We start from the raw sequence: 13947 nt of genomic DNA, 5'->3' as shown, positions 1-13947 counted from the left end.
CGACGCCGAGAACCCGGTGGGCGCCCGGCGTGTTTCCGGCGCAACAAGGTTGACGTGTAAACAGGGCGCCGACCGGAACGAGCAGGCACGTCGCGGCACTCTCGGCCGCATCGCGGTGCCGGGCGTGGCGACGGGATGGACGATGGGGACGGACCCACCGCCAATGGCTGGGCCTGCAGCCGCGTGCCCAGTACCGTTGTACCGCCTATGACCGCGTTGCCGGCAGGCCGAGCTTCGCGCGCAGGAACGCCACCTCGTCCGCGACGATCCGGTCGAAGCCTTCCCCGCGGTAGACGTCAAAGTGGCCGCCGGGGTACTCGTGCAGCTCCGCACCCATCCGCTTGGCCAGCTTCCGGGCCGGCTTGGCGGGGGTGACCCGGTCATCCACGGCGACGCCGATGAACGTCGGCACCGTGCTCCGCGCGGCATGCAGGTTCGGGCTGAAGAACGGCAACTTCAACGCGATGCGCGCCGTCATCTGGTTGCGCCATCCGCTGTCCGGCTCGATCAGCGCCGTGTAGCCCTCGTAGGAGCCCGGCTGGTTCATGCCCGCGGTCTCCCCGGGGCGGCCGATGGACTTCGTGTAGACGGGCTCGCGACCCAGCGCACCCCCGAGACAGTCCACGACACCGAGCACAGTCAGCTTCGCGGCCGTGACCACCGGAATCGCCAACACCGTCGCCCGGCCACTGACATGCGGCACCTGGGATACCACGGCGGCCAGGTTCGGGTCCTCCGAGCCCAGCTCCAGGACGTGCCCGCCGGAGAAGGACGTCCCCCACAACACGACCTTGGCCGGATCCACGCCGGGCACGGCGCGGGCGAACCGGATCGCCGCGCGCCAGTCGTCGAGCTGCCGCCAGGGGTCGACGTCCTGGCGCAGCTCGCCGCCGCTGGGCCCGAAGCCGCGGTAGTCGAACGTCAACACCGCCAGGCCCAGCTCGGCGAACCGCTGCGCGAACGGCTCCAGTCCGTTGGCGGCGAGCAGGGCGAACCCGTGCGCCATCACCACGATCGGGACCGGACCGTCGGTACCCGGATGGCGCAGGGTGCCCACCACGGTCGCGCCATCCACCTCGAACCTGACCTTCTGCACGGTGACCTCCGGTTGGGCGGCGGTGGCCGCGGCTGGTGCCCGTCGTAACGCTCGGCAACATCATGATGACGGTTGGGCTCGGAACGAGTGGGAACCGACCCGCCCGGACCGCGTCCGCGGCCTCCGCCGTCCCACCCTCGACGCCATGGGTTACCGGAGAGTAGATATGCCGATGTGGGACGTGAAGAGATCAACGGCGGCGAGTTTCCGCACCTCGGGAGCGGCGAGGTCAGGGCGCGTTGCCGCCCGGTGAACTGGGACGAATGCGACCGGTGGCCTGGTCAGGTACCCAGGGCGGCGATGACGAGCGCGGCGGCAGTCGCCCCTTCGCAGCAGGCGCCCAGGACGTCGCCGGTGATGCCGCCGAAGCGGCGTACCGCGTGGCGGGTGAGCAGCACGACCACGAGGGCCGCCACGACCAGGCCCACCGGGCCCTGCCACGGCCGGTCCGGCACCGCGAGCGCGCTGAGCCCGGTGAGCGCGAGCCACCACAGCACGGGCACCGCCCACGGCTGCGAGCCCGCGACCAGGGCACCCATTCCCTCCTGCCGGGCTGCCGGCACGCCGCGCCGGCAGCACCAGGAGAAGGCCACCCGGCCGGCCGCCACGGCCAACACGACCGCCATCCAGCGGCCAGCATCGGCGATCGCGCCGAGCGCGGCCGCTTCCGCGCCCAGCACCAGCACCAGCGCAACCACGGCGAACGGGCCTGCGCCACCGTCCTTCATGACGGCCAAGGCCCGCTCCGGCGGCCCGTAGCAGCCCAGCCCGTCGGCCATGTCGGCCAGACCGTCGACGTGCATGCCGCGGGTGAGCACGATCATGAGCCCGACCACGACGAAGCCCGCCACCAGGGAAGGCGTGCCGAGCGCGGACAAGCCCGCCAGGGCCGCCGCCCCGGCGCCGCCCAGCAACGCGCCGACGAGCGGTGCCAGGGCGATGGCCTGTCGACAGCTCCGCGCGTCCACCCGGCCCGCCGGGACCGGAAGCACGGACAGCCAGGTCAGCGCGAGCCGCAGCCCGTGCACCTCAGCCCTCGGCGGAGGTCAGCTCGCCGGCGCCTTCGGTGCGGCCGGTGCTGGTCGCACCTGGCTGCTCGCCGGTCCGCCCGGACACCCCGGCGTCGTCGAAGGTGGCCATCTCGTTCATCACGCGCGCGGCCATGGTCAGCAATGGCAGTGCGCTCACCGCGCCCGAGCCCTCGCCGAGCCGCATGTCCATCTCCAGCAGCGGCCTGAGGTCAAGGTGCTCCAGCACGAGCGTGTGCGCGGGCTCGGCGGAACGGTGGCCGGCCACCCACCAGTCGCGGGCGCCCGGCGCCATCTCCTCGGCGACCACCGCCGCCGCGCCGACAACGAGGCCATCGAGCACGACCGGGGTGCGGCGCACCGCGGCCTGCGCCAAGAAGCCGGCCATGGCGGCGATGTCGGCGCCGGCAGCCGTCCGCAGCAGGACCACCGGGTCGTCGACGACCTGCCGCGCCCGGCGCAACGCGTCGCGCACGGCGACGCACTTGCGCATCCACGCCTCGTCGTCGATGCCGGTGCCGCGGCCGATCACGGCGACCGGTTCGGCACCGGTGAGCGCGGCGACCAGGACGGCCGAGGGGGTCGTGTTGCCGATGCCCATGTCACCGGCGATCAGCAGGTCGGCGCCGCCGTCGACCTCCTCGTCCGCCAGCGCGCGGCCGGCCGTGACCGCGGCGCGCACCTCGGCGTCGGTGAGCGCGTTCTCGGTGTCGATGCAGCCGGAGCCGCGCCGTACCTTGTGTGCGCGAACAAACTCGGGGGTGTCGGCATCGACCGCCATGTCGACGACCCGGACGGTGGCGCCGGCGGCCTGGGCGAGCACGTTCACCGCGGCGCCGCCGGCCAGGAAGTTGGCCACCATCTGGCCGGTGACCTCGCTGGGATAGGCGGAAACGCCCTTGCGCGCGATGCCGTGATCGCCGGCGAACACCACGACGCGGGGGCGGGAGGGCGGTCGTGGCGGGCACGTGGCCTGGCAGCCGGCCAGCCACACGCCCAGTTCCTCCAGGCGGCCCAGCGAGCCGGCCGGCTTGGTCAGTCGCTCGTGCCGCGCCAGCGCGTCGCGGCGGGCCTGGTCGTCGGGCGGCGTGACCGGCGGCAGCTCCACCGGCGCGGGGACGTCCGCGACCAGGTCGTCCAGGTGCTCCTGCGTGGGCCAGGCCGGGGTGTCGGGCGCAGCGTCCGAAGTGGACACCTCGTACCTCCGTGTCTGCGTGCTGGTGTCACCGCTGGCGCCGTCCCGGGCGCTGCTGGTCTCACGGTTGGTCCCGCCGCCGGCGTCACCGCCGCGCAGCCGCAGCGGGATCCCGGCGACGAGGAGGATGACCTCGTCGCATGCTTCGGCGAGGGCGGCGTTCAACGCCCCCAGCTCGTCGCGGAAGAGCCTGCCGGAGCGGGTGGCGGGGATCACGCCCAGGCCGACCTCGGCCGAAACCAGGACGACCCGTGCCGGGCAGGCATGGAGGGCGGAGACCAGCTCCGCGGCCCGCTTGCGTACCGCCGCGACCGTCTCGGAGCCGCCTTCCCAGGCGGCGGCCTCGTCCAGCTCGCCGGTCAGCCAGGTGGCGATGTCGTCGACGAGGTAGGGGCCGTCGGACGGGCTGGCGGCACGCAGCAGCTCGGCGAGGTCGGGATGCTCGAGGGTGCGCCAGGCCGGCGGGCGGCGGCGCGCGTGCTCGGCGATCCGGGCGCGCCACTCCTCGTCGGCGGGGTCGACCCGGGCGGTGGCGACGTAGGTGACGGGCGCATCGCCCGGCACCAGGCCCTCGGCGTGGGCCGACTTCCCCGAGCGCGCACCACCGAGAACCAGAGTGCGGTGCGCCACTGTGGAACCTCCTGTGCGTCTTGCGGACACCAGCACCCGGCCGGCTCGTGCGCCGGGAGAGCCGGTGACTCATCCTGGCTTCCGGCGTCCCCCGGTGGCGCAAGCTGCTGGCGCGCTAACGCTACCGTCTGGCCATCCGGCAGAAGGGAGCCCGACGTGGGGTACCGGTGGCGCTACCACGACTCCACCGGCAGCGAGGTGATCGGACCGGCCGAGACGTTCGACGAGCAGTCCGAGGCCGAGTTCTGGCTGGAGGAGAACTGGCCGGACCTGCTCGACGGCGGTATCGAGCAGGTCACCCTGCTGCACGACGACAGTGACGTCTACGGCCCGATGTCCCTGCGCCCACCCGGCGACGAGGAGGAGTAGGCCGAGTTCCTCGGCCCAGCGGCGGCCCCGACCGGGTGCGGGGCGTGTCCGGCACACGTTCGTCCATCTGACGACGAAAGGTGACCCGAACGCCGGCCAATGCTGGCCGAGGAAGCGTCCGCTCCGGCGGAGGATGTCGCGTGCGCGCGACACCCAGTATCTGGCATTCAATGTCGAGTTGTGGAGACGAACGAGCGGGCGTAGAAACTGAGTGTCACCGTCCCGTCCGGCGTGCTGACACGAGACGGAATTCACGTATGGCTCGATCGATTCTTGCCCGTTCATTGGTGGTTGTCTTCGTCCTGGGTCTGGGTGTGGACTTTTCCTCGTTGCCGGTCCGGTCCGCGGAGGCGAATTCCCGACCACAGTTCCAGTTGCCGTTCCAGTGTGGACAGAAGTGGCGAGCCGTCACCCGCGACAACCACAGCCCCAACCCCCACAGCCTGGATCTCTTCCGGGTCGGCGGTGAGACGAGCGGTCAGCCCGTTCTGGCGTCCGCCGCGGGCCAGGTCAGGCTCTCCGGGTGGGACAGTGGGGGCGGCTGGATGGTGGAGATCGATCACGGCAGCGACTGGGGTACCTCATACCTGCACCTGATCGAGAAGTCGACGGCCGAGGAGGGTCAGCGGGTCGAACGAGGGCAGCAGATCGGAATCGTCGGTAGCTCTGGTGCCAGTAGTGCCCCGCACCTGCACTACCAACAGTGGATCGGACACCAGAACAACACCGTCCGTGCGGTGTTCAACGGTGTGGAGGTGACCGTTGCGCCCGGAAAGGACGAAATCCTGACCAGCCACAACTGCTTTTGGGACTTCTCGGACGGGACGGGGCCGTGGCACTGACCGCTCCACAAAAGCCCCAGCCCCGCCCTCCTTCCGGCTCGATCGTTCACGCGCGGGTGCCCGTGCGCTGGAGCGCGTTGACCACGTCCCGCCAGCGTTCGCGCTGCTCCCGGGACATCCAGACGAACGAGTACAGCGCGACCCGGTCGGCAAGACCGTCGTAGCGGGCCGTCAGTGCGTCCGCCAACCCGTCCCACCTGGCGGTCACGCAGTAGGTGTCGAGGATGTCCGGGGTGATGAGCCCGATCGCATCCTCCAACCGGCCGGCGACGATCAGGGCGTGCAGTTCGTCGGTCAGCGCGCCCCACCCGTGTGCCTCGAACACGACGCGGTAGGCACGCGTCGAGCCGTAGTAGGCGATCTTCTCCGCGGCCCGGGCACGCAGTGCCTCGATCTCCTCCTCGGCCCCCGCCCGCCCTTGGGGGCTGGCGCCCCGCGCTTAGCCTACTGAGCTGGGGAAACGCGGAGCAATCGGAAGATCGCCGGCTGTGGATGACTGCCCGGCCTGTGGACAACATGGTGTATGCGCAGGTCAGCCAGCTTTTCTCTGGCGCCTGCCCATCGGGGCTCGCTAGCTGCCGCCGAGAGCAGGTGGGACATCGGGGCCACCGGGGACATCTGCACAATCTGCACCATTTGCTACATCTGCATCATTCGACCAATTCGGGACATCGGGGCCAGGCACGTCGTTTTTGCCCTTTTGTTGGTGCATCCTCGACCTCGTGCCCAAGTTGCTCCTTCCGACTGGCGTCGTGGCCAAGAAACTGGGTGTCTCGCGTCGAACCGTGGTTCGTTGGTGGAAGGACGGCTTGGTGACACCCGAGTTGGTGACGGCCGGCGGCCAGGCCCGCTGGCTGATTGATGACCTTCTCGAACAGCTCCGGGCACACACGACTACTCACAGCCGCTGAGGGGCGCGCCAAATGGCATTGCGTGAGCTACCAACTGTCGGCACGCCGGTCATGACGCCGCTGGGGCCTGGCCGGGTGTTCCGTTACCAGCGGGAGTACGGGGGTTACCTCGTCCCGGTGCGGCTGGACCGGTTTCCCTGTCCGGTGCGCATCTACTGCCTGGTCGAGCTGGATCTCATCATCGACAGCGCCGCGGAGCCGGCCAGCCCGTGCCCGCACAGCGCCGACGAGGATCCGGCGAGGGTGGCCGGCGGTCACGATGTCGTCCGGGCCGCGCCGTTTCGCCCCCGTGCTCGGACGATCGCCTCGATCAGTTCGGCGACACCGTCGTCCTCGTTGCTCGACACCACGAGATGAGCGCGGCGTCGCACCGTCGGCGCGGCGTTGGCCACCGCCACCGCGAGCCCGGCGACGTCGAACATCCCCAGGTCGTTCGGCATGTCGCCGACGCACGCCGCCGCGGACAACGGCACCCCTGCGGCACGCGCGATGACCTCGAGGGCCGCCCCCTTCGTCGCCGACGACAACGAGATCTCCAGGAACCGCTCGGTGGAGAACGTGACACAGAACCGATCGCCCACCAGCGCGCTCACCATCTCGGCGAACGCGCCAACCGGCCACCCGGGGCAGGCCGCCAGCAGCTTGAGTACCCGGCCGCCGGCCAACAGCCCCTCAACCGTTCGCTCACCCAGCTGGGCGCGCCACGTCTCCGCAAGATCGGCAGGAAATCCGTGGTCCAGGGCCAATTCGCCCTCGGTGACCGCCCCAAGATGGGTGCCGTCCAACGCGAGTCGCAGCGCCGCGCTGATCTCCGCGCCCAACTCGGCATCCATCGTCCACCGGCCGAGCACGAGGCCCTGCCGGTCCCGGACCACCGCGCCGTTGCTGGCCGCCAGGTAACCGCCCAGACCCGCCTCGCCGAGCACGGACGCCGCGTCGTGCAACGGTCTCCCGGTCAGATACACGGTCTCGACCCCGTTCTGTCGAGCCAACTCGACGGACGCGCGCACGCGCTCGCCGACCCGACCGGACCTGTTCAACAAGGTGCCGTCGAGATCGGTCGCGACCAGGCGGATGCCGTCCAGGGGAGTGCCGGTCACGACGCCCCCGGCACCGGTTCCTCGTCGAGTTGCAGGCGAATCGACACCAGACGCGCACCATCAAGAGTGAACTCGACCTCCGCCAACCCTGTGCGACGCGTGGTCAGCCCTCCTTTCCGCAGCTCCATCCAGAGCCAGCCCGAGTCGCAGGCAATCCGTGGCGTCCCAGCGCCCCGAGCCGCCACCAGGTCACCGAGCAGATCCGGGATGTCGAGCAGGTCAACGGACAACAACTCGTCCTCGGCGAAATCGAGCCAGACCGGGCTGGTGAAGGCCACGTCCGTCCGGTGCACGCATGGCACCTCCGTGAAGCACAGTTCGAGCCGACCCCGCAACGGATCCCACCGCACCACCGGCTCCTCGCCGGAAAGCTGCTCCCGAGCTCGTGACATCTGCCCAGCTCCCTTCACGCGACGAGGAAAACCACGGCTCAGACGGCCTGCAGCCGGTCCAGTCCGGTCACCACAGGTGGCGGCAACACGGCCGGACGCATCTCGATCTCGCCCACCGCCACGTCCGCCGGCGCCGATGCCAGCCACGCCAGGAATTCGGCAACCGAAGCCGGGGCCATCTTGAACTTCGAGGTGTCACCGTCGAGGTTCGCGATCGCCCCCGGACTGACCAGGCAGGTACGCACGCCGTGCGGCCGTTCTTCGAGTAGGAGCACCTCGCACACCGCCTTCATCGCGGCCTTGGCGGCGCAGTAGGACACCCCCTCCTCGAAGAAGCGGGTTCCGGCGTGACTGCCCATCAACACAACGGTTCCGTGCGCAGCGCGCAGCGCTGGCAAGGCAGCGCGAACCGCCACCAGTATCGAGCTGAGGTTGACTGTCAATGCCTGCGACCAGCGGTGAGCATCCAGGTCGGACACCCGGGCGAAATATCGGTCGGCAGCGTTGGCCACCAACAGATCCAGCCGGCCACCGCTGGCGTCGACCACCCGCCGCACCAAACGATCCACAGCGTCCACATCGGACAGATCGCAGATCAGCTCGCGCTCACCCGCGCCGCAAGGGGTGCGGTTGAGCTGCCAAACCTGTGTTCCAGCAACCTCGAGCCGCTCGACGATGGCGCGTCCGGTTCCCCGGTTTCCCCCGGTCACCAGCGCAGTCCGGGGCGTCGTCCCGCTGTTCTCACCCGCGGACACGGTCGATCAGCTCCCGCCACTGCGCAACGATCGTGTCGTGGTCGGCCCCGGCCCGGAACAGGTCCTTGTCCAGAGCCCTACCGTCCTCGGAACGCAGCCGCATACAGTCCGGGGAAACCTCGGAGATGATGATCGGCTCCCCATCGGTGTCCACCGCGACCACCAGGCAGAAGTCCCACAGGTCCAACGGCGACAGCCACTCTGTCAGCACCCGGTTACAGCGCAACGCCACCTCGTGGAACGCGGCCACCGGCACACCCGCGGCGCGCAGGTAGTCCTCGCCGATCGGCTGGTCCTCGGGATCCACGCGGTAGTCGAACTTCACCACCGGTGGGGAGAACCGGTAGCCCTCCTCGAACAACCCCGGGTACTTGCGGATCGTCGACCCGGTGGCCACGTTCTTGACGATGACCTCGAACGGCGGAGCGGGGCGATAGTCTGCCAGGTACCGGATATCGCCAACCCTTGCCCGGAACGCGGTTCGCACTCCCGAGTCGGCGAGCCTGGCCGCTGCCAGCTCGTAGAAATCCAGGCGCAGCTTTCCGGTCGCCGCAACCAACTCGTCCCGCCGGTAGGTGAAGCTGCGCAGGCTCGGCACGAGTTCGACCAGGCACGTGCCGCCCTCGCGCAACCACAGGCGTTTACTCCGGCCCACGATGTCGGGCTCGCCGGTACGAATGCCACTGCCTCGTGGCTCGACGTCTGATCGCATGATGTCCCCCAACGACAATCGCTTTCCCACCAGCGCTAGTGCTGCACCCAGCAGCCCTCCAGTGCGTTGCGACACCGGCACTTCGGGTCGTCCTTCAGGGCTTCGACCACGGCGCGGACCATGGGCTCGACGCGGTGCAGGTTGCGCTGGAACTGCGCCACCACGTCCCGGTGCACCACCGGCGGGTCCTGGCTCTCCGGGGCGATGTCCTCGGAGATGACGCCGTAGTCGGTGCAGTAGGACAGGTTCACGTAGCAGAGCTCGAGCTCACGGGCCACGGACGCCTCCGTGGACTGCGTCATGTTGATGACGTCCGCGCCCCACGAGTGATACAGCTTGCTCTCCGCCTTGGTTTGGAAGCGGGGACCGTTGATGACCACGGCGGTCGCGCGCGGGTGCACCACCTCGCTGCTGCCCGCGAGAGAGTCGATGGCCTGCCGGCGCAGCCGGCGGCAGTAGGGCTCGGCGGCGTCGGCATGTGCCCCGCCCGGCCGGTCGAACACCGACCAGTCGCGCCCCCAGGTGAGGTCGATGAACTGGTCGATCAGCACGAAGTGGCCCTTACCCACCTCGGGTGAGAGACTGCCGACCACGTTGAAGCCGAGAATCTGCTCGGCACCCAGGTCGCGCAGGGCCGCGACGTTGGCGGTGTAGGGAACGCGGTGCGGCAGGTACTGGTGATTGCGGCCGTGCCGGGGAAGGAAGCCGATGGTCTTCCCACCCCACTCGGCGATGGTGACCGGCGAGCTCGGGTCGCCGTACTCGGTGGAGACTGACAGCTCCTGGGCACGGTCGAAGAACTTGTAGAAGCCCGTTCCGCCGATGATTCCCAGATCGATCACAGGTCCTCCAGTCCGTTGTGGTGCGGGCGGGGCAACCCACGGCGGGCCGCCCAGAAGCGCTCCGCGCCGCGTTCGCCCGCGGTGAACTCGATACCCATCGCCGTGGCCAGGGCCGTCGCCACGTTCTCGTCGATCGCGGGCGGCAGCGGGTGTATCCCGGGCGACAGCGTCGCGGCCTCCGGCAGCACCAGCCGGAGCGCGAGCACCTGGCTGGCCAGGGTGACGTCGGCAACCTCGGCGGCGGTGCCCGCTCCCGCGACGAGGTGAGCGGGATGCCCACCCGCGATCAGGTGTAGTTCCGTACCGTCGCTGAGCCGCAGGATCTCCACGCCGCACGGGGAGCGCGGCCAGCGGACGGTCATGTCGTAGAGCGCATCCAGGTCGATCTCCCACGGGAGGTGGCCACCGTTGACCAGGACGGCGCCCGAGTGCATCGCGAGGAGATGGCTGCGCCGGATCACCTTGGGGACGCCGGTGACCGTGCAGAAGACGTCGCCGATCGACGCGGCCGAGGCCATCGGCAGCACATCGAAGCCGTCGAGCGCGGCAAGCAGCGCCCTGGTCGCGCTCACCTCGGTGACCACCACCCGGGCCCCGAGACCGCGTGCCCTCGCCGCAACCCCGGACCCGACCCTGCCGTACCCGGCGACGACGAACACCTTGCCGGCAACCATCCGGCCACTGACCGCCGCGATCGTCCCCACCAGTGACTGGGCCGTGCCGTGCGGCCCATCAACCAGGTCGCGGCCGAACCACTCACCACCGTGGATCACGGGCAGGCGCAGCGGTCCCAACCGGACCAGTGCCTCGACACCGCCCCGCATCGTCTCGAGCGCGAGGAGCGGCACCGGGAGGTCGGCGCACTCCTGGTGCAGTGCGGTCAACAGCACGGCGTCCTCGTCGAGGACCAACGTCGGTCCTCGCGGCCAGGAACGGAGCACATCCCGGGCCGCGCGACGTCGATCCCGCACTGACCCGGCGCGCCAACCGTGTACCGGAACGCCGGCTCGCCTCGCCAGCTCGGCCACGTCCTCGGCGGTTTCGGCGCCGGACGCACACCACGCCGCATCGGCACCCAGGTCGACCAGCGTCGTGGCCTGCAGCGCCCGTTCCACGGTGAGTGGCCCGCACAGCGCGAGGCGATGCCCACGCAACGGGCGATCCGCTCCTGCGGCACGCCGGATCCCGGCCAGTACCGGCATGTGCCGGACGGCCCGCTCCAGCCTGTCCACCGCGTCGAGCTGACCTCCCCACCCGGTGCCCGCGTCGGTCCTGACGACCGCGTCTCGGGGCGGGGCGAGTGGGGTGGGCGCGGCCGGTGCGAACATCACCCGCTGCCCGTTCCGCCGACGATGTTCTCCCCACCCGCGGTCCACGTCGCTGGAATGCCGCGCGGGCGGAATGTTCGTAACGTTCGCTTCCCGGGTGAACTGCACTCCCTCGAGTGGTGCCGAGACATGTTTTCCGAAATTGGTGAGGGCACGGCGAACCGGTTCCACTTGGTTTCTCCGATCCAATCCCTGCGTTTGGTTGGTACCGGAACCGACGGACGAGGCGGTGTGGGAAAGATCCCGTACGGGGCCGGAACCACCTGGGGCGGTCGGGATTGCCGAGTGGGCTGGTCCTCGGTGGACTTCCGGGTGGGTCCACGATGGCCGCGGCGTGGCGCTTCCGCGGACGATTCCCGGGACGGGGTGGAAATTGGCTGCTCACGAAAGGGACGGCTCGCTGGACAGCCGGAAGGAACAGTTGTTGTCCGGGCTCGCTGGGGCGGGAACGTGGTAGCCGGCGGTCTCCGCCCCGGGCACCCGAAATCGGGAAAGGAGTTGCTGGACGGTCACCCCCTCGCCTTTGACAATAGTCCGTCCGGTGCGGCTCGCGGCTTCAGTTGTGACATTGGAAAGAGTAGTTCGGGAAATAGGGTGCCACAAGGTAGATGACAGAATGAGGACAGCCGATGAACGATCTTGGTTGCATTCGTCGGCAGATCCGCCAGCAGGGGTTTTCCGGGGGAACACGTGGCTGGCCGCGCGGAAACGTGTAACCGGAAGGTTGTAACGTAACGGCGGCGCGGTAGCTCCATTGTATGTTGATTCCTGTCCAGAATCTTTCGGGCGTGGAGTGGGGTGGCGACCGCGACGAGTGAGTGCAATGCCGCGTGCGGTGACGGCCCAAGGGGTTTCGTACTCTCGTCGGTAGAACTCACCAGGGCGTCACGGAGATCGTCCGGCGCGGGTCCTCCTCGATCACGCCGTCCAGGACCTCGTCGACCGCCGCCATCAGGTCCGCCTCCAACCGGACACCGGTGGCCTTGACGTTCTCCGCCACCTGCTCGGGCCGGGAGGCACCGATGATCGCCGACGCCACGTTCGGGTTCTGCAGCACCCACGCGATCGCGAGCTGCGCCAGGGTCAGGCCGGCCTGTTCGGCGAGCGGACGCAGCCGCTGGACCCTGGCCAGCACCTCGTCACGGAACAGTGCGTCGATGAACGGGTTGCGGGCCTCGTAGGTGAGCCGGGAGCCGGCGGGAGGCTGCTGGCCCGGCTGGTACTTGCCGGTCAGCACGCCCTGCGCAAGCGGCGACCACACGATCTGGCCGATGCCCTCGCGCTCGCAGGCCGGAATCACCTGCGGCTCGATCGGTCGCCACAGCATCGAGTACTGCGGCTGGTTGGAGATCAGCGGGACGTGCAGCTCGCGGGCCAGCGCCGCACCGCGGGTGATCTCCTCGGCCGTCCACTCCGAGACGCCGACGTAGAGGACCTTGCCCTGCCGCACCAGGTCGGCGAAGGCCAGCATGGTCTCCTCCAGCGGCACCGTCCGGTCGAACCGGTGCGCCTGGTAGAGATCCATGTAGTCGGTCTGCAGTCGGCGCAGCGAGGCGTGGCAGGACTCCATGATGTGCTTGCGCCCCAGGCCCCGGTCGTTCTCGCCGGGCCCGGTGGGCCAGAACACCTTGGTGAAGATCTCCAGGCCCTCGCGCCGCTGGCCCGCCAACGTGCGGCCGAGCACGGACTCGGCCTCGGTCTCGGCATACATGTCCGCGGTGTCGAAGCTGGTGATCCCGGCATCCAGCGCGGCGAGCACGCAGGCCCTGGCCTGCTCTTCCTCGAGCTGGAAACCGTGGGTGAACCAGTTGCCGTAGGAGATGGTGCTGACGGACAGGCCGCTGCGACCGAGGCGACGGAACTCCATGCCGCGATCGTAGGGACGGATCGACCGGGTCAGGAGGAGTTGCGCAAACCCGGGTCAGCCGACCCGGCCGAGCCTGCTCAGCGGACCTGACCGTAGCCGACCCGCGGCTTGGGCACCCGGAGTCGCCGGATCTGGGTTGCCCGGGTGAACGCGTACCAGCCGAGCGTGAAGCCACGCTCCCTGGCGTCGGGGAACTTCGCCCGTACCCGCTTGGTCACGTAGATGCCCAGGACGACCGCCTCGACGATCATCGCCAGCAGCATGAACATCACGATCAGGCTCGCGTACTGCTGGATCAGCGGCGACGGCGTGAACAACGCCAGGAACACCACGATGGCCAGCGGCATGAACATGCCCATCAGGTTGCGGCGCGAGTCCACCAGGTCCCGCACGTACGCCTTCACCGGCCCGCGGTCCCGCGGCAGCAGGTAGCGCTCGTCGCCGGCCATCATCCGCTCACGGCGCTCGGCCGCGGCCCTGCGGCGCTCCTCCTTGTTGCCGCGCATCCGGCGGTACGCCTCGCGCTGGCTCCGCGGCGGCGGAGGAACCGGACCGCGGCGCCGCCCCTCGGCGTCCCGGCGCTTCGGGGTGGGGCGCCCCTTGCCCTGCGACTTGGTGGTGGGCTTCTTGTTGTTGGTGTGGTTGTCCTTCGCCGCCTCCTCGAGCGACGGTGCCACCTCGGCGGTCGAGGGCTCGGAGGCGTCGGTCTTGCTGCGGCGAAGGAACCTCACGGCAACAGGGTATGACAGGGGCTTTACCCGGTCGGACGTGCCTTACCTCCGCCGGCCGCCCGCCCCGGCACCACCGCGATCCAACCCGGGGGTGACGCCGCCGGCCGCCGAGCTGTGGCCCGCGTCACCGGGTGATCGGGGGATCTGCC

The 13947-nt window shown here is 69.9% G+C and carries 14 protein-coding genes and 2 pseudogenes; 3 read left to right on the top strand and 13 right to left on the bottom strand.

Annotation, left to right across the window (positions count from 1 at the left end):
• Positions 1-205: 205 nt before the first annotated feature.
• From IEY55_RS12985 to IEY55_RS32025, 4 genes and pseudogenes are all read right to left on the bottom strand, one after another.
• Positions 206-1105: pseudogene (locus IEY55_RS12985) on the bottom strand (alpha/beta hydrolase); the annotation flags it as partial.
• Positions 1106-1377: 272 nt separating this feature from the next.
• Positions 1378-2124, bottom strand: a complete 747-nt coding sequence (cobS, locus tag IEY55_RS12980; protein ID WP_189057428.1) for an adenosylcobinamide-GDP ribazoletransferase — start codon at positions 2122-2124, stop codon at positions 1378-1380.
• 1 nt (position 2125) lies between these two features.
• Positions 2126-3256 (bottom strand): nicotinate-nucleotide--dimethylbenzimidazole phosphoribosyltransferase, encoded by a 1131-nt coding sequence (gene cobT / locus IEY55_RS32030; protein WP_373290007.1) that lies wholly within the window; start codon positions 3254-3256, stop codon positions 2126-2128.
• A gap of 216 nt (positions 3257-3472) precedes the next feature.
• Positions 3473-3883 (bottom strand): annotated as a pseudogene (locus tag IEY55_RS32025) (bifunctional adenosylcobinamide kinase/adenosylcobinamide-phosphate guanylyltransferase); the annotation flags it as partial.
• Positions 3884-4105: 222 nt separating this feature from the next.
• On the opposite strand from IEY55_RS32025, the gene IEY55_RS12970 reads away from it, so the two are divergent.
• Together IEY55_RS12970 and IEY55_RS12965 are read left to right on the top strand one after the other, a co-directional pair.
• The gene (locus IEY55_RS12970; RefSeq protein WP_189057425.1) at positions 4106-4318 is read left to right on the top strand and encodes a hypothetical protein; all 213 of its coding nucleotides are present in this window, start codon (positions 4106-4108) and stop codon (positions 4316-4318) included.
• Positions 4319-4605: 287 nt separating this feature from the next.
• Positions 4606-5160, top strand: coding sequence for a M23 family metallopeptidase (locus tag IEY55_RS12965; protein WP_229686314.1), 555 nt, complete (start codon positions 4606-4608; stop codon positions 5158-5160).
• 46 nt (positions 5161-5206) lie between these two features.
• Here IEY55_RS12965 and IEY55_RS12960 read toward each other — a convergent pair whose 3' ends face one another.
• Positions 5207-5485 carry a hypothetical protein gene (locus IEY55_RS12960; RefSeq protein WP_189057420.1) on the bottom strand — a complete coding sequence of 93 codons (279 nt, stop codon included), beginning with the start codon at positions 5483-5485 and terminating at the stop codon, positions 5207-5209.
• A 397-nt stretch (positions 5486-5882) separates the two neighbouring features.
• Here IEY55_RS12960 and IEY55_RS12955 point away from each other — a divergent pair, with 397 nt between their 5' ends.
• Entirely contained in the window at positions 5883-6071 is a 189-nt protein-coding gene (locus IEY55_RS12955; RefSeq protein ID WP_189057418.1) for a MerR family transcriptional regulator, read from the top strand.
• Positions 6072-6325: 254 nt separating this feature from the next.
• On the opposite strand, the gene IEY55_RS12950 is transcribed toward IEY55_RS12955, so the two are convergent.
• From IEY55_RS12950 to IEY55_RS12915, 8 genes are all read right to left on the bottom strand, one after another.
• Entirely contained in the window at positions 6326-7171 is an 846-nt protein-coding gene (locus tag IEY55_RS12950) for an HAD family hydrolase (RefSeq protein WP_189057416.1), read from the bottom strand.
• Positions 7168-7563, bottom strand: coding sequence for a hypothetical protein (locus IEY55_RS12945; RefSeq protein WP_189057414.1), 396 nt, complete (start codon positions 7561-7563; stop codon positions 7168-7170). Before IEY55_RS12945 ends, IEY55_RS12950 begins: the two co-directional genes overlap by 4 nt.
• Positions 7564-7601: 38 nt before the next feature.
• Positions 7602-8318: an SDR family oxidoreductase gene (locus tag IEY55_RS12940; protein WP_189057412.1), complete on the bottom strand. Its 717-nt coding sequence runs from the start codon at positions 8316-8318 to the stop codon at positions 7602-7604.
• Positions 8305-9030 (bottom strand): phosphoribosylaminoimidazolesuccinocarboxamide synthase, encoded by a 726-nt coding sequence (locus tag IEY55_RS12935; RefSeq protein ID WP_189057409.1) that lies wholly within the window; start codon positions 9028-9030, stop codon positions 8305-8307. Before IEY55_RS12935 ends, IEY55_RS12940 begins: the two co-directional genes overlap by 14 nt.
• Before the next feature lie 35 nt (positions 9031-9065).
• The gene (locus IEY55_RS12930) at positions 9066-9872 is read right to left on the bottom strand and encodes an MTAP family purine nucleoside phosphorylase (RefSeq protein WP_189057407.1); all 807 of its coding nucleotides are present in this window, start codon (positions 9870-9872) and stop codon (positions 9066-9068) included.
• Positions 9869-11200 carry an adenosylhomocysteinase gene (locus IEY55_RS12925; protein WP_189057405.1) on the bottom strand — a complete coding sequence of 444 codons (1332 nt, stop codon included), beginning with the start codon at positions 11198-11200 and terminating at the stop codon, positions 9869-9871. The genes IEY55_RS12930 and IEY55_RS12925 overlap by 4 nt, the downstream gene beginning before the upstream one ends.
• An 874-nt stretch (positions 11201-12074) precedes the next feature.
• A complete protein-coding gene (locus tag IEY55_RS12920) occupies positions 12075-13067 on the bottom strand; it encodes an aldo/keto reductase family protein (protein WP_189057404.1) in 993 nt (330 codons plus the stop codon).
• Positions 13068-13144: 77 nt separating this feature from the next.
• Positions 13145-13798 carry a DUF3043 domain-containing protein gene (locus IEY55_RS12915; protein WP_189057402.1) on the bottom strand — a complete coding sequence of 218 codons (654 nt, stop codon included), beginning with the start codon at positions 13796-13798 and terminating at the stop codon, positions 13145-13147.
• Positions 13799-13947 lie beyond the last annotated feature (149 nt).

This window comes from Longimycelium tulufanense, from assembly GCF_014645795.1.
Taxonomy (GTDB): Bacteria; Actinomycetota; Actinomycetes; order Mycobacteriales; family Pseudonocardiaceae; genus Longimycelium; species Longimycelium tulufanense.
This window is presented reverse-complemented; position numbering and strand designations above follow the sequence as displayed.

Bases quoted from the DNA above. Each gene is read 5' to 3' on its own strand.
- IEY55_RS12945 (WP_189057414.1), bottom strand. From the start codon at position 7,563: ATGTCACGAGCTCGGGAGCAGCTTTCCGGCGAGGAGCCGGTGGTGCGG.
- IEY55_RS12935 (WP_189057409.1), bottom strand. From the start codon at position 9,030: ATGCGATCAGACGTCGAGCCACGAGGCAGTGGCATTCGTACCGGCGAG.
- IEY55_RS12925 (WP_189057405.1), bottom strand. From the start codon at position 11,200: ATGTTCGCACCGGCCGCGCCCACCCCACTCGCCCCGCCCCGAGACGCG.
- IEY55_RS12920 (WP_189057404.1), bottom strand. From the start codon at position 13,067: ATGGAGTTCCGTCGCCTCGGTCGCAGCGGCCTGTCCGTCAGCACCATC.